Source organism: Amycolatopsis sp. 195334CR (genome assembly GCF_017309385.1).
Classification (GTDB): domain Bacteria; phylum Actinomycetota; class Actinomycetes; order Mycobacteriales; family Pseudonocardiaceae; genus Amycolatopsis.
Map to the genome: position 1 here is coordinate 2,602,265 of NZ_JAFJMJ010000002.1, position 14,411 is coordinate 2,616,675.

At 72.3% G+C, this 14,411-nt stretch carries 15 protein-coding genes and 1 pseudogene; 10 read left to right on the forward strand and 6 right to left on the reverse strand.

The window, feature by feature from the left end; translation table 11 throughout:
* Position 1 precedes the first annotated feature (1 nt).
* Together JYK18_RS34905 and JYK18_RS34910 are read left to right on the forward strand one after the other, a co-directional pair.
* Positions 2 to 580, forward strand: a complete 579-nt coding sequence (locus tag JYK18_RS34905; RefSeq protein WP_307796188.1) for a methyltransferase — start codon at positions 2 to 4, stop codon at positions 578 to 580.
* On the forward strand, positions 573 to 1,484 hold the full coding sequence (locus JYK18_RS34910) for an NAD(P)-dependent oxidoreductase (RefSeq protein ID WP_307796189.1): 912 nt from the start codon (positions 573 to 575) through the stop codon (positions 1,482 to 1,484). Before JYK18_RS34905 ends, JYK18_RS34910 begins: the two co-directional genes overlap by 8 nt.
* Position 1,485: 1 nt before the next feature.
* On the opposite strand, the gene JYK18_RS34915 is transcribed toward JYK18_RS34910, so the two are convergent.
* The 3 genes from JYK18_RS34915 to JYK18_RS34925 are packed head-to-tail and all read right to left on the reverse strand — an operon-like array spanning position 1,486 to position 5,681.
* The gene (locus JYK18_RS34915; protein WP_206807653.1) at positions 1,486 to 3,318 is read right to left on the reverse strand and encodes a serine/threonine-protein kinase; all 1,833 of its coding nucleotides are present in this window, start codon (positions 3,316 to 3,318) and stop codon (positions 1,486 to 1,488) included.
* A gap of 9 nt (positions 3,319 to 3,327) precedes the next feature.
* Positions 3,328 to 5,112: a serine/threonine-protein kinase gene (locus JYK18_RS34920; protein WP_206807654.1), complete on the reverse strand. Its 1,785-nt coding sequence runs from the start codon at positions 5,110 to 5,112 to the stop codon at positions 3,328 to 3,330.
* 59 nt (positions 5,113 to 5,171) lie between these two features.
* Entirely contained in the window at positions 5,172 to 5,681 is a 510-nt protein-coding gene (locus JYK18_RS34925; RefSeq protein ID WP_206807655.1) for a hypothetical protein, read from the reverse strand.
* Between the two features lie 245 nt (positions 5,682 to 5,926).
* Here JYK18_RS34925 and JYK18_RS34930 point away from each other — a divergent pair, with 245 nt between their 5' ends.
* Positions 5,927 to 6,919: a DMT family transporter gene (locus JYK18_RS34930; RefSeq protein WP_206807656.1), complete on the forward strand. Its 993-nt coding sequence runs from the start codon at positions 5,927 to 5,929 to the stop codon at positions 6,917 to 6,919.
* On the opposite strand, the pseudogene JYK18_RS47135 reads toward JYK18_RS34930, so the two are convergent.
* Positions 6,870 to 7,850, reverse strand: a pseudogene (locus JYK18_RS47135) (acyltransferase family protein); the annotation flags it as partial. The gene JYK18_RS34930 and the pseudogene JYK18_RS47135 sit on opposite strands and share 50 nt — an antisense overlap.
* A 54-nt stretch (positions 7,851 to 7,904) precedes the next feature.
* Between JYK18_RS47135 and JYK18_RS34935 the strand changes: the two are divergent.
* The 7 genes from JYK18_RS34935 to JYK18_RS34965 are packed head-to-tail and all read left to right on the forward strand — an operon-like array spanning position 7,905 to position 12,846.
* Positions 7,905 to 9,044 (forward strand): tyrosine-type recombinase/integrase, encoded by a 1,140-nt coding sequence (locus JYK18_RS34935; protein ID WP_206807657.1) that lies wholly within the window; start codon positions 7,905 to 7,907, stop codon positions 9,042 to 9,044.
* Positions 9,045 to 9,060: 16 nt separating this feature from the next.
* Positions 9,061 to 10,179: an acyl-CoA dehydrogenase family protein gene (locus JYK18_RS34940; RefSeq protein WP_206807658.1), complete on the forward strand. Its 1,119-nt coding sequence runs from the start codon at positions 9,061 to 9,063 to the stop codon at positions 10,177 to 10,179.
* Position 10,180: 1 nt separating this feature from the next.
* Complete coding sequence (locus JYK18_RS34945; protein ID WP_206807659.1) at positions 10,181 to 10,765, forward strand: carbon-nitrogen hydrolase family protein; 585 nt, start codon at positions 10,181 to 10,183, stop codon at positions 10,763 to 10,765.
* A complete protein-coding gene (locus tag JYK18_RS34950) occupies positions 10,759 to 10,896 on the forward strand; it encodes a hypothetical protein (RefSeq protein WP_206807660.1) in 138 nt (45 codons plus the stop codon). Before JYK18_RS34945 ends, JYK18_RS34950 begins: the two co-directional genes overlap by 7 nt.
* Before the next feature lie 20 nt (positions 10,897 to 10,916).
* Entirely contained in the window at positions 10,917 to 11,270 is a 354-nt protein-coding gene (locus JYK18_RS34955; RefSeq protein WP_206807661.1) for a YciI family protein, read from the forward strand.
* On the forward strand, positions 11,267 to 12,454 hold the full coding sequence (locus tag JYK18_RS34960) for a DUF6596 domain-containing protein (protein ID WP_307796190.1): 1,188 nt from the start codon (positions 11,267 to 11,269) through the stop codon (positions 12,452 to 12,454). Before JYK18_RS34955 ends, JYK18_RS34960 begins: the two co-directional genes overlap by 4 nt.
* The gene (locus JYK18_RS34965; RefSeq protein ID WP_206807663.1) at positions 12,451 to 12,846 is read left to right on the forward strand and encodes an NUDIX domain-containing protein; all 396 of its coding nucleotides are present in this window, start codon (positions 12,451 to 12,453) and stop codon (positions 12,844 to 12,846) included. The genes JYK18_RS34960 and JYK18_RS34965 overlap by 4 nt, the downstream gene beginning before the upstream one ends.
* On the opposite strand, the gene JYK18_RS34970 is transcribed toward JYK18_RS34965, so the two are convergent.
* Entirely contained in the window at positions 12,839 to 14,044 is a 1,206-nt protein-coding gene (locus JYK18_RS34970; RefSeq protein ID WP_206807664.1) for an RNA polymerase sigma factor, read from the reverse strand. The genes JYK18_RS34965 and JYK18_RS34970 overlap by 8 nt on opposite strands.
* Positions 14,044 to 14,391 (reverse strand): YciI family protein, encoded by a 348-nt coding sequence (locus JYK18_RS34975; protein ID WP_206807665.1) that lies wholly within the window; start codon positions 14,389 to 14,391, stop codon positions 14,044 to 14,046. The genes JYK18_RS34970 and JYK18_RS34975 overlap by 1 nt, the downstream gene beginning before the upstream one ends.
* Between the last annotated feature and the right edge of the window lie 20 nt (positions 14,392 to 14,411).

Here is a 14,411-nt window from a genome sequence, read left to right on the forward strand (position 1 = left end):
CGTGGATTTCCCAGCTCCCGCCGCCCTGCCGGTGGCCACCGTGTCCGACGCGATGGACCGGTTCGGCGTCGCCGATCGCATCCGTCCACTGTGGCCTGGAGCGGTGTTGTCCGGGCCCGCGTTCACGGTGTGGACGCGGCCGGGTGACAACCAGGGCCTGCACGCGGCGTTCGAGACGATCCGCCGCGGTGAGGTGCTCGTGGTCAACGGCGGTGGTGACGAGACCAGGGCGCTGATCGGCGAACTCGTCGTGCAGAAGGCGCTCGCGCTGGAGATCGGCGGCATCGTGCTCGACGGCGCGGCCAGGGACGTGACCGAACTGGCCGCGCTCGGCGTGCCGGTGTTCGCCCGCGCGGTCACCCCGGCGGGGCCGTGGAAGACCGGGCCGTACCGGATCGGCGGCACGATCGCCGTCGGCGGGGTGCCGGTGAGCCAGGGCGACTGGGTGCTCGGTGACGACGACGGCGTGGCCGTCGTGCCCGCCGCCGAGGTCGGTGACGTCGTGGCCGCCGCGCGCAAGTTGCTCGAAGGCGAGGCGCGGCGGCGCGCTGCGAACCAGCGGTTGGTGCCGCGTGGCTGACCGCCCGGTCGTCTGGATCCCGCGTCCGGTGCACACCGACGCGCTGGACATGCTGCGGGAACGCACCGAGGTCCGCCTCGGTTACGGTGACGACGAAACCACGTTCGACGAGGTGTCCGGCCGGGTCGGCGCGATCCTGCTGCGCACGGTCCGGGTCGACGGCGACATGATGCGCCGGGCGCCCGCGCTCCGGATCGTCGCCCGCCACGGCGTCGGCGTCGACACGGTGGACCTGGAGACGGCACGCGAACTCGGCATCACCGTCACGACCACGCCGACGGCCAACACACAGTCCGTCGCCGAGCACACGATCGCGCTGCTGCTCGCGGTCCGCCGGGGCATCGGCATGGTGGTCCGGGGCGACGGCGCCGCGCGCGCCGCCATCCACGGCCGCGAACTCGCCGGTTCCACGCTGGGCCTCGTCGGCTGCGGGCGGATCGCGTCACGGGTGGCGCACATCGCCCGGCACGGGTTCGACATGCGCGTGCTGGGCCACGACCCGATGCTCACCGCCGAGCAGATCGTCGCCGCCGGGGCCGAACCCCGCACGCTCGAGGCGCTGCTGGCCGAATCCGAGGTGGTCAGCCTCCACGTGCCGCTGACCGACGCCACCCGCGGCCTGATCGGCCTGCGCGAACTGCTGACCATGCCGCCCGGCGGGGTCGTGCTGAACACCTCGCGCGGCGGCACGCTGGACGAGCACGCGTTGCTTTCCGTGCTGCGCCAAGGACACCTGGCCGGTGCGGGGCTCGATGTCACGACCGTCGAGCCGCTGCCCGCCGACCACCCGCTGCGCGGTGACCCGTCGGTGGTGATCACCCCGCACGTCGGCGCGCAGACCGCCGAGGCCCTGCGCCGGATGGCCACCGAGGCGGCGACCCGGATCCTGGAGCACCTCGGCTGACCTACTGGGGTTTCGGCAGTTTCGGCAGGATCGAGCCGACCACCGTGCGCACCTGCTCGCAGGGATTCCCGCCATCCAGTCCGTTGCCCCCCACCGAGAGGTACTCGGCGTCACCGTCGGGGAGCAGGCGGTGCTGCCAGGTCACCCGGCAACTGCTCGGGCCGGTCTCCGACTTCTCGCCGGTCAGCCCACCGCCCAGGTCGATCGTCTCCCCGGTGGCGACGTACAGGCTGCGCTTCACCTCGACGGTCAGGGTGTTGCTCCCGTTGACCCACTCGCAGGTCCGCAACGACTTCACCCGGGGCTTCCCGCCGTTCAGCGCGCCTTCGGCCACGGCGGCGTCGGGCAGCGCGCACGGGTCCAGCGGCAGCACGCTGGCCGGGTCCGCCGGGCGGTCGACCTCGGCGGTGCGCAGGCGCGTCAGCGCCGCGGAAAGCGCGCTGTCGGCGATGGCGCACGGATCACCGGCCTTGGTCGCGTTGTAGATCATCACGTGGAGCTGCGGTTGCGTGGGCAGCAGAACGAGCGAATCGCAGCCGCCGCTGAAGGTCATGCGCTGCAGTGCCATGCCCTCGGCGGACCGGTTGGCCTGGCCGACATCGCCGTTGGGCACCGGGTCGCCGAGCTGGAGTTCGAAGTCAATGCCATCGCCGCCATCGCCGCGGGAGTAGTAGCAGCGGTTCGGCTGGATCGGGTTCGATTCCGGTTCCAGCGTGCCGAGATCGGCGGTGAAGTCGCCGTCGAGCACCTGGCACGGATCGACGCGCCGCAGCCGGTCGAGGGTGAGCGCCTCGGTCATCGGCAGCGCGGTGACGCCGGGGTCGTCCGGTCCGCGCGTCGCGATGATCGCGGTGGTGAGCGCCGCGACCAGGGCGACCACGACCCCCGCCACGGCCCAGCGCAGCCAGATCCTGGGTGGGCGCGGGGGTGGTCGCCAGGCCGGGAGCGGCAGGGACAGTGCTGCGCGCACTTCCGCGTCCTGCTGCTGGATCCGCGCGTGGACCGCGGGCGGCCACGGGGCGGCTGAGGCCGGGGCCCGGCCGAGGAAGTCCAGCACCTGCTCGGGTGTGGGCCGGAGAGCCGGGTCCTTGGCCAGGCACGGCTCCGCCAGCACGCGGATCTCCGCCGGCACGGTGGTGAGATCCGGTTCGGTGTGCACGACGTTGTAGAGCGTCTGGGCCGCGGCCGTGCCGGTGAACGGGCCCTGCCCGGTGGCCGCCATGACCAGCACGGCACCGAGGGAGAACATGTCGCTGGCCGCGGTGACCTGCCCGCCCCCGGCCTGTTCCGGGGACATGAACGCGGGCGAGCCGATGATCGAGCCGGTGCCGGTGAGTTCGTGGCCGTCCTCGATCGCCCTGGCGATGCCGAAGTCGATCACCCGCGGCCCGTCCGCGGTGAGCAGGATGTTGCTGGGCTTGAGATCGCGGTGGACCAGCGCGGCGCGGTGGATCTCGGTCAGCGCCGCGGCCAGCCCGGCGGCTAGGCGGCGCACGGCCCCCACCGGCAGCGGGCCGAGCGCGTCCACCGCCTCCCGCAGCGACGGCCCGGTGACGAAAACCGAGGCGAGCCAAGGCGTTTCGGCTTCCGGGTCGGCGTCCATCACCGCCGCGGTGTAGGCGCCGGAGACCAGCCGCGAAGCGGTCACCTCACGCCGGAACCGTTCGCGGAAACCGGTGTCGTGCACGAAGTGCGGGTGCAGTTGCTTGACCGCGACCAGCCGGCCGTCGGGCGCGAGGCCGAGCACGACGCGGCCCATGCCGCCCTCGCCGAGCGCGGCGATGATCCGGTAGGGGCCGAGCTGGCGGGGTTCGCGGGGGTCCAGTGGTTCCACGGGCCGTTCCTAGGGTTTCGGGAGTCGCGGGAGCACGACCTGGCGTGCCTGCTGGACCTTCTGGCACGCCTGGTCCATGGCCTGACCGCTACCGGGGATCACCATCAGCTCGACGCTCTCGCCGTCCCGCGCGCCGGTCTGCCGGTGTGCCCAGGCCAGTGCGCAGCCGGACTGGCCGTCCTCGTTGTTCCGCGGCGTCGGTGCCGTCGACACCGGGATGCCGTTGACCAGCCGCACCGCGAGGGAGCCGGTGCCTTCGTACCGGCATTCGCGCAGTCCTCTGTAGACGGTGTTGCGCAGGGGCTCGACGAACCGGTCCGCCTCGGCGGGTGCGAGCAGCGCGCAGGGATCGAGCGCGGCCACGGTGCCCGGCGGGAGGTCGCGGTCGTGGCCACCGGCGCGCAGTTGCCGCACGGCGGCGCCGAGTCCGTCCTTCGCCACGGTGCACGCGTCGGCGACGGGCACGGGGAAGAACACCTCGGCGCCGAGTGTGCTCTCCGGGAACCCGTTGACGGCAACCGCCGCCTCGCAGTTGCGGGCGTCGCCCTTGGTCTCCAGCCGGAGACCTTCGAGGTCACCGTCCGGTTCGCCGCCGAGCAGGCCGCGCCCGATCTTGAGTTCCAGGCCCTGGCCTTCGGCGTTGTCCAGCAGGCAGGAGTCGAACAACCAGCCGTCCTTCGTGGACAGCCGGCCCAGTCCGGGCACGTCCTGCCCGTCGAGCAACCGGCACAGGTCGACGCGGCGCAGGTTGTCCGGGCCGAACGGATCCGGGTTCGCCGCGGTGACCACCGGCTCCGACGGCAGCCCACCGGCCGCCGACGGTGACTCGGACCCGGTCAGGCTGAGCGCGGTGATCGTGCCACCCGCCAGCAGGACCACCGCCGCGACGGCGATTCCGGCGTACCAGCGGCGGCGGGACGGGGGCTTGAGCAGTTCGCTGATCCGGTCGCGTTGTGCGTCGCCGAGCTGGAGCACCCGCGGCGGCCACGGGCTGGCGACCGGTTCGATGGGACCGAGTTCCCGCAGCACCTCGGCGGGCGAGGGCCGGCGCGCCGGGTCCTTGGCCAGGCACGGCTCGACGATCCGCCGCAGCCACGGGTCCAGGTGGCGCAGGTCGGGTTCGGCGTGCACCACGTTGTAGAGGGTCTGCGGGGTGGAGGTGCCGGTGAACGGGCCGCGGCCGGTCGCCGCCATCACCAGCAGCGCGCCGAGGGAGAACAGGTCGCTGGCCGGGGTCAGCGGTGTGCCCTGCGCCTGTTCCGGGGACATGAACCCGGGCGAGCCGATGATCGAACCGGTCTGCGTCAGCTCGGATTCGCCCTCGGCCAGGCGGGCGATGCCGAAGTCGATCACCCGCGGGCCGTCCTCGGCGAGGATGACGTTGCCGGGTTTGAGGTCGCGGTGCACCAGGCCGGTGCGGTGGATCTCCCCCAGCGCCAGCGCGAGCCCCGCGGCCAGGTGCCGGACGGCGGCCGGGGGCAGTGGCGCCACTTCGGACAGTGCCGGCCCCGGCACGAACACCGAGGCGAGCCACGGGGTTGGCGCGTCCGGGTCGGCATCGACCACGGCGGCGGTGTAGGCCCCGGAGACCAGGCGGGAGGTGGCGACCTCGCGGCGGAAGCGCTCGCGGAACCCGTGGTCGCGCGCGAAGGAGGCGTGGACCTGCTTGACCGCGACCAGCCGCCCGTCCGGGGAGATCCCGAGCAGCACGCGGCCCATGCCGCCGGCCCCCAGAACGGCGATCACCTGGTAGCGACCCACCTCGGCCGGATCACCGGCGCTCAATGGTTCCACAGCACTCCCCCCGTCGGAAAAAGATCTTACCGAGGAGGGTCGCGGGCAGGTGATTCAGGTCAGCAATTCACCGGCACCGGGTAACTCGCTTCCGAGTCGCGCCAGCCGTCGATGTTCACCGCGGCATTCGCGGTGACGTGGGTGGCGCCCGGCGCCGCGGAGCACACCGCCGAGAGGGTGGCCGGAGAGCCGTAACACGCCGCCGCGTACCAGGACGACAATCCGCTGTTGTGGCAACCGTCATCACGGACCTGCTTCGACGAACCCGTCACCGCCCACATGTTGATGACCGCGGCCGACAACTGGATTCCGGCGTTGGTGTTGTTCTTCACGATCATCACCGACCGGTACACCGGCTGCGTGCCGTTGTGCGAGTTGATCAAGCAAGCGTCGAGGTAGGCACTGGTGTCGCAGTGCCAGTTGGATGGATACCGCCCCTGTGAATCGCGGGGGTCGGCGGACCAGTAACGCTGCTCCGCGGAAGCGGGCGGGGCCCACACGCACAACGCGGTCAGCGCCGAAGCGAAGAGAACTCCGGTGATACGGCCTCTTCGAGGAAGGTTTCCCATGTGCACACTCCTTTGTTTTCGGACAGCAAAGAATTACCGTCGTGCGGCAGAAATACGCGGAATCGACGCGTGAATCATTTCCGAAACACCGGGCCTCCCCAGGCCGGTGCACGGAACTCCCCTCTGGCGCGTTCGAGATTAGCGGCACGATAAGATCAAGTAAACGTTTACTCGAAATTTCTCAGCCGAATGCCAGGTCCGATTTCCGCCGGTGCGCGAGGTGGTTACTGCGGTGTGCTCGGGAGATGTCGTCGAGAGGAGTGCCGTGGCAGTTCGCCGCGCTGGCGCTGGCGTGGGGATCGAGCTTCCTGTTCATGAAGGTCGGGCTGGCCGGGCTGTCCCCGGTCCAGCTGGTCACCGCGCGCATGGCGCTCGGCGCGCTCGCGCTGCTGGTGCTCGTCGTGGTGCGGCGGGTGCCGCTGCCCCGGTCGGCGCGGGCGCTGGCGCACATCGGCGTGGTGTCGCTGTTCCTGTGCGTGCTGCCGTTCCTGTTGTTCGCCTGGGCGGGCGAGCGGATCAACTCCGGCCTGTCCAGCATCTTCAACGCCACCACTCCCCTGATGACCCTGCTGATCACCCTGGTGGCGCTGCGCGCCGAACGACCGCACCGCGGCCAGCTCGCCGGACTCGGGCTCGGCCTGGCGGGGGTGCTCGTGGTGCTGGCGCCGTGGCAGCTCACCGGCGTCACCGGCGGCATCACCGCGCAGCTCGCCTGCCTCGCCGCCACGGCCAGCTACGGTCTCGCCTTCGTCTACCTCCGCCGTTTCGTGTCACCGCTGGGACTGCCGGCGATCGCCGTCGCCACCGTCCAGGTCGGACTGGGCGCGGTGCCCCTGCTCGCCACCGTGCCGTTCCTCGACCCGCACCCGGTGACCCTGACCCCAGCGGTGGTGCTGAGCGTGCTCGGGCTGGGCGTGTTCGGCACCGGGCTGGCCTACGTCTGGAACACCGGCATCGTCGCCGCCTGGGGTGCCGCGGTGGCGTCGAGTGTCACCTACCTGACGCCGGTCATCGGGGTCGCGCTCGGCGCGGTGGTGCTGGGCGAGGCCATCACCTGGAACCAGCCGGCCGGGGCGGTGCTCGTGGTCGCCGGGATCGTGCTCAGCCGCGGCGCGAAAGGCGGGTCAAGGCCGCCAGCACCAGCGCGAACACCGGCAGCCAGTACAGCCGGTGCCACACCCACCCGCCCGACGGTTCGTCGAGCAGACCGGGCAGGCGCCCCAGCGCGAGACCGGTGAAGCTGACCAGGAGCAACGCCGTCTGGTGCCAGCAGTAGACGATCATCGCCGAGCGGTTGAGCGCCGAGATCGGTGTCCACACGCGACGGTGCTGGAGCACCGGGGCCAGCCACGGGCGCACCAGCAGGAAGGCACCGATCTGCGCGGCGGCCAGTGCCAGGGCGAACAACGACGGCGGGGCGAGGTTGGACCACCGGTCCCCCGGTACGCCCACCGCGCTGGCCGGGTACCCGGCCCACAGCAACGCGGCGCCGCCGAGCACGCCCACCGGCAGCAGCACCGCACCGGCCGTCCGCGGCAATCGTCCTTCGGCCAGTGCGAGACCCAGCAGGTGCGGCGCGGCCCAGGCGACGGGCGCGGCGGCCAGCGAGAGCCAGGGCGGCAGGCCGTGCGGCCGGATCAGGTCGACCACCACGACCAGCGCCACCGGCACCAGCGCCACCCACGGTCCACCCCGGCGCACGGCGGCGCGCAGCGGGCGGGTGAGCGCGACCAGCAGCAGGTACACGAGCAGGAACCACAGCGGCTGGGTGACCAGCGCCCGCACCAGGTCGCGGGTGCTGTCCGGGACGCCGGCTGCGTCGAGCAGGATCAGCGCGGGCACCCACAGCGCGGCCAGCGCGACCAGCGGGACGACCAGCCGGGTCAGGCGTAGCGGTTTCCCCGCCCGTGCACGGCGGCCCGCCGCGTACCCGGCCGCGAAGAAGAACGGGCCGAGCGTCTGCAGGAGCCAGGTGACCGGGGCGAGCCACGGGCTGTGGGCCAGCGGGCTCTCGCCGTGCAGTGCCGAGGGCCGGTGCGGGTCGCTGACCACCGCGCTCACCAGCCAGTGCCCGAGCACCACCCCGGCGATCGCGCCGCCCCGCAGCGCGTCCACGGTCCGGTCGCGTTCGTCGCTTGTGGACACTGCAACGCCCCGTTCCCGGACCACCGGAGACCCGCACGCGAAAAGCTACCCGATCCGGGCGGGCTAGGATCGGCATCGATGACCGAGCTCGAACCCACCGCCGCCGCCCGGATCCTGGCCAGGCAGGCGCCGTCGCAGCGGGCCGCCGTGGTGGGTGAGGAACTGCTGGAGGCCGAACGGCAGCGCGGCCGCCTGATCAGGGCGATCGCCGAGTTGCCCGCCCTGCCGCCGCCCGATCCGCGGGACCGCTACACCCCGAGGGCGCTGACCGTGACCTGGCTGAGCGGGAAGTCGCCGCACACCCAGCGCGGTTACCTGCGCGAACTGAACGACTGGCTGCACTGGTGCCAGGCCAACCAGCTCGACCCGCTCGACGCCCACGGTGCCGACGGGGACGCGTGGAAGGCCACCATGACCGCCCAGCGGCGGGCGCCCGACGGCACGGTGAGGCTGGAGAAACCCAGCGCCACCACGGTGAAGCACCGGATCGACGCGGTGTCGAGCTGGTACGCCTACCTGCTGCGGCACGAGCGGGCCCAGCGCAATCCGATGGTCGCGGTGACCCGGCCGCCGGTGCCGGCGACCTCACCGCTGCAGGTGCTCGACGACGACGCGGAGTACCACGCGTTCCTGGAGTTCATCGAGGAGCGCGCCACCAGGCTGGGTACCGAGACGGCGCTTCGTGACACCGCCTTGATCCGCGCGTTGTTCACCCTGGCGGTGCGTGTCACCGGGTTGTGCACCGCACGCATCGAGCACATCCGGCGCGTGGGCAACCACACGAACCTGCACTACCGGAAGAAGGGCGGCCAGGATGCCCACGTGCCGATCGGTCCCGGCACGCTGGCCACGTTCGAGCGGTACTGGGCGGTGCGGGCCGAGCGCGAAGGCGTCCCGAGGGCGAAGCTCAGCGGCCCGATCCTGGCTTCGACCCCGCATCCGCACCAGCCGCAGCACACCGGCGGCCGGGCGCTGACCCAGCGCGACGCCGACCGCATCCTGTCGCGGGTGGCGCGTGAAGCCGGGATCACGATCCGGTTGTCGCCGCACTCCGGGCGGGCGACCGTGGCGACCCGGGCCCTGCGTGAAGGCGCGCCGCCGCGGGCGGTGCAGGCGCTGCTCGGGGTGGCCAGCCTCGACACCGCGATGCGCTACGACCGCACCGACTACACCGGCGACCGCAGCCCCGTTTACCTGCTGGACCCGCCGACGCCGTAGCGGGCACAGTGTGCCTATGAACGACTTTCCCCTGTCGCCGCCCGCGCACGAGCAGCGGTGGCTCGACGTCGCGCGGGAGCTGGCGGCGGAGTTCGCGCGGACGGCGCCGGATCGTGACCTCACGGCTGAGCTGCCGCGGGAGAACCTGGAGGCGCTGCACGCGTCGGGGTTGGACGCGGCGTTGCTGCCGGGCGAACTCGGTGGGCAGGACCTCAGTTACCGCGCCTATGGCGAGATCGTGCGCGTGCTGAGCGGTGCGTGCCCGTCGACGGCGTGCATCTGGGTGATGCACATCGGCGCGGGGGTCGGGCTGGCGCAGCTGTCGGCGCCGGAGATGGCGCGGTACTACGCCGGCGAGCTGATCGCCGGGCGGCGGTTCGCCAACGCGCTGTCGGAACCGACCGGCGGCAACCGGTTCCTGTTCCCGTCGCAGACCGCGTCGCCGGTCGAGGGCGGCTTCCTGTTCTCCGGCGCGAAGCGCTTCGCGTCCGGGTGTGAGATCGCTGATCACTTCCTGGTCAACGTGCTCATCGACGGGGAGCCCGCCTTCTTCGGCGTGCCCCGTGACGACACGGTCGCGTTCAACCCGCTGTGGGACTCGATGGGCCTGCGCGCGAGCCGCAGCCAGCAGCTGGAGTTCACCGGCACGCTCCTGCGCGCCGAGCACCGGTGCCCGCCCGGGGACGGTCCGCGCCCCAACCACATCGCGGCGGGGCTGGCGTTCCTGTCGCTCGGCCTGGCCGACGCGGCACTGGCCGAGACGATCGCCTTCGCCCGGCGGCGCACCCTGCCACCGCACGGGATCGCGCTGGCGGACAAGGAAACCGTGCAGGTCAAGATCGCCGAGGCGCACGTCCGGCTGGAGGCCGCGCGGGCCTACGCGCAGAAGATGGCGCTGCACGCGGACCTGCTGGACCCGGCGTTCCTGGAGTCGTCGATGGTGGCGAAGGTACTGGCCAACGGGGTCGCCAGGGAGATCGCCGCGCTCGGCCTGGAAACCGCGGGAGGGAACGGTTACGTGCGCCCGTCGCCCTTCGAACGCTTCACCCGCGATGCCTGGGCGGGGCACCTGATGGCGCTGTCGCCGGAGGTCATCCACGCCATGCTCGGCGCGCGGCTGCTCAAGGAGGAATAGCGTGCCGAAGCTGACGGTGGCGACCTGCCAGTTCCCGGTGACCGCGGACATCGCTCACAACCTGCGGTACGTCCGGCGCCAGTCGCGCATCGCGGGTGGGCGTGGGGCGCGGGTGGCGCATTTCCCCGAGTGCGCGTTGTCCGGTTACGCGGTCGCCGACTTCGAGAGCCACAAAGGATTCGACTGGGCTGCCCTGGAGGACGCCGTTCGCGCGGTCATGGAGCTGGCCCGCGAGCTGCGGATGTGGGTGGTGCTGGGCTCCGCGCACCGGCTGACCGGCGACCACAAACCGCACAACAGCCTGTACGTCATCGACGACACGGGCGAACTGGTCGACCGGTACGACAAGCGGTTCTGCGCCTCGGTCGACCTCGAGCACTACTCCCCCGGCGACCACCCGGCCGTGTTCACCGTCGACGGCGTCCGCTGCGGGGCGCTGATCTGCTACGAGTACCGCTTCCCCGAGCTGTACCGCGAATACCGCCGCGACGGCGTCCAGCTGGTGTTCCACTCCTACCACGCGGGCAACATCCCGGCCGCCGAGTTGCCGGACCGGCCCTACCCCGCAACCGCGCGGGCGTGCTGATCTCCGAGGTCGACACCGACGCCGTCCTGTACGACTCGACCGCGCAGTGGCGGGATCGGGCGATGAACGGCGTCCTGCACTCCGGCACGCTCGTCGACGACCCGCGCTCGCGGTCCCGGACCAGCCCGTGAGGCTCTGCCAGAATCGCCGCGTGAAGTACTTGATCCTGATCTACAGCAATCCGGAGTCGCGGGAGCTGTGGGCGTCGTTCTCCGCCGAGCAGCGCTCGGGCGGCTGGGAAGCGTACGCCCAGCTCAACCACGAACTGGCCGCCTCGGGCGAGCTGATCGTCACCGAACCGGTCGAGCAGGGCCGCGCCACGCGGGTGCTCGCGCACGACGGTAAAACGACCACCACCGACGGGCCGTTCGCCGAGGTCAAGGAGCAGCTGGCCGGGTTCTACCTGGTCGAATGCGCCGACGAGCGGCGTGCGGTGGAGATTGCCGCCAGGGTGCCGGAAGCCGCGTTCGGCCTGGTCGAGGTGCGCCCGGTGCTGACCCCGTGAACGAGGACCTGCTGCGCGAGCTGGCGCCGCAGGTGCTGGCCGCGCTGGTCCGCCACCACGGCGACTTCGGCGCCTGCGAGGACGCCGTGCAGGAGGCGCTGCTCGCGGCCGCGCTGCAGTGGCCGGAGCAGGGCGTGCCCGCCAATCCGAAGGGCTGGCTGATCACCGTCGCCTCCCGCCGCCGGACCGAGCAGTGGCGCAGCGAGACCGCGCGCCGCCGTCGCGAGGAGGAGACGGCGGCCGCCTGGGTACCGGCCGAGGTACCCGACGTCGACGACACGCTCACGTTGCTGTTCCTCTGCTGCCACCCCTCGCTGACCCCGGCCTCGCAGGTGGCGCTGACGCTGCGGGCGGTCGGCGGGCTCACCACGGGCGAGATCGCGCGCGGGTTCCTGGTCCCGGAAGCCACCGTGGGCCAGCGCATCAGCCGCGCCAAGCAGAAGCTGAAGGGCGCGTCGTTCGCGATGCCGCCCGAGGCCGAGCAGGCCGAGCGGCTGGCCTCCGTGCTCGGTGCGCTGTACCTGGTCTTCACCGAGGGCCACACCGCCAGCTCCGGCACCGAACTGCACCGCGTCGACCTGACCGCCGAGGCGATCCGGCTGACCCGCCAGTTGCACACGAGCCTGCCCGAGGACGGTGAGGTCGCCGGGCTGCTGGCGCTGATGCTGCTCACCGACGCCCGCCGTCCCGCACGCACCCGCGAAGACGGCGCGCTCGTCCCGCTCGCCGAGCAGGACCGCACGCTCTGGTCGGTCGAACTGCTCGCCGAGGGCACCGAGCTGATCACCACCGCGCTCGCGTCCGCGCCGATCGGGCCGTACCAGTTGCAGGCCGCGATCGCCGCCGTGCACGGGGAAGCCACGCGTGCCGAGGACACCGACTGGAAGCAGATCCTCACCCTGTACGGCCTGCTGCACACCCTCGCGCCCGGTCCGATGGTCACGCTCAACCGGCTCGTCGCGTTCGCCATGGTCCACGGGCCGCAGGAAGCGCTGGCCAAGCTCGCCGAGGCCGAAGCCGAACCCGCGCTGGCCGAGCACCACCGGCTCGCCGCGGTCCGCGCGCACCTGCTCGACCTGGCCGGTGCGCACGACGCCGCGCGCGAGCACTACCGTCTCGCCGCGGCGCGCACGCTCAGCGAGCCCGAACGGCGCTATCTCGAAGACAAGGCTGGAGCTCGATGACCATCGACAAGATCGCGTGGATCCACCTGCGCGACGGCAAGATCCTGGGTGCCCGCTCGCACGGCAAGGACACCTACTACCTGCCCGGCGGCAAGCGCGATCCCGGCGAGACCGATCTGCAGACGCTCGTGCGCGAGGTCGAGGAGGAGCTGACGGTCACCATCGTGCCCGGCACGGTCGCCGAGGTAGGCACCTTCAGCGCGCAGGCACACGGCAAGGCCGACGGCGTCGAGGTGCGGATGGCCTGCTACACCGCCGACTACGAGGGCACACTGCGCGCCAGCCAGGAGATCGAGGAGATCGGCTGGCTGACCTACGCCGACCGCGACCGCCTCTCGCCGGTCGGGCGCCTGGTGTTCGACCACCTGCACGAGGCCGGGCTGCTCAGCTGAGGGCGGCCCGCTTCCCCCTCAGCAGGCGGCGTTCGGCGGCGTTGCCCGCCAGCGCGATCGCCGCGTCGTAGGCCTCGGCCGCTTCGCCGGTCCGGCCGAGGCGGCCGAGCAGTTCGGCCCGCACGGCGTGGAACAGGTAGTAGGAGCCGAGGTCCAGTTCGTCCACAAGCGACAGTGCGGGGGCCGGGCCGGACCGCTCGGCCACCGCGATCGCCCGGTTCAGCGCCACCACCGTGCCCGGGCTCACGGCGAGCAGCTGATCGTAGAGCTGGACGAGCTGGGCCCAGTCGGTGGCCGCGGCCGTCGGCGCGTCGCTGTGCACGGCGTTGATCGCGGCCTGGATCTGGTACGGACCGGGCTGGTTGCGGCGCAGGCACCGGCGCACCAGGTCCTGCCCCTCGCCGATGAGCGCGCGGTCCCAGTCGCCGCGGTCCTGGTCGGCCAGCAGCACCAGCTCACCGTCGGCGGTGGTGCGTGCCCGCCGCCGGGACTCGGTCAGCAGCATCAGCGCGAGCAGGCCCAGCACCTCGGGCTCGTCCGGCATCAGCCGGGCCAGCAGCCTGCCCAGCCGGACGGCTTCGGCGCACAGGTCCTCGCGCACCAGCCGGTCGCCGGAACTGGCGGCGTACCCCTCGTTGAAGATCAGGTAGACCACGGTGAGCACGGCCCGCACCCGGCCGGGCAGGTCGGCCTCGTGGGGCACCCGGTACGGGATGCCCGCCTTGCGGATCTTGCCCTTGGCCCGGACCAGGCGCTGGGCCATGGTCGGCTCGGGCACCAGGAAGGCGTGCGCGATCTCGGCGGTGGTCAGCCCGCCGAGCAGCCGCAGGGTGAGCGCGACCTGCGCGGGCACGGCCAGTGCCGGGTGGCAGCAGGTGAAGAGCAGGCGGAGCCGGTCGTCGTGCACGGCGCCCTCCTCCGGCGGTTCGCTCGCGGCGTGCAGCAGCGCGGCCTCGGCGTGGCGGTCCTCGCGGGTGGCTTCGCGCCGGAGGCGGTCGATGGCGCGGTTGCGCGCGGTGGTGATGATCCAGCCCGCCGGGCTCGGCGGGAGTCCGGCTTCCGGCCAGCGGCGCACGGCCTCGCCGAACGCGTCCTGGACCGCTTCCTCGGCGACGTCGAGATCACCGAAGACGCGGGTCAGGACGGCGACGGCGCGGCCGTACTCCTCGCGGAAGACGCGTTCGATCCGCTGACGCATCAAGCCACTTCGTAGAACGGGCGGACCTCGATCGGCAGGCCGAGCGCCCTGGTCACCTTCCCGGCCCAGGTCAGCGCCTCGTCCAGATCGGCGGCGCGGATCACGGTGAAGCCGCCGACGAACTCCTTGCCCTCGACGTAGGGGCCGTCGGTGACGATCACCCGGCCGTCCTCGGCACGCACCACCGACGACGCCGACGGGTCGTGCAGCCCGCCGGCGAACACCCACGCCCCGGCCGCGCGCATCTCGTCGTTGACCTTGTTCAGCTCGCGCATGATCGGCTCCAGCTCCGCGGGCGGCGGCGGGTCGCCGACGGGCTGCTGGATGTTGAGCAGGTACTGCTTCACGGGTGCCTCCTCGGGCTCGG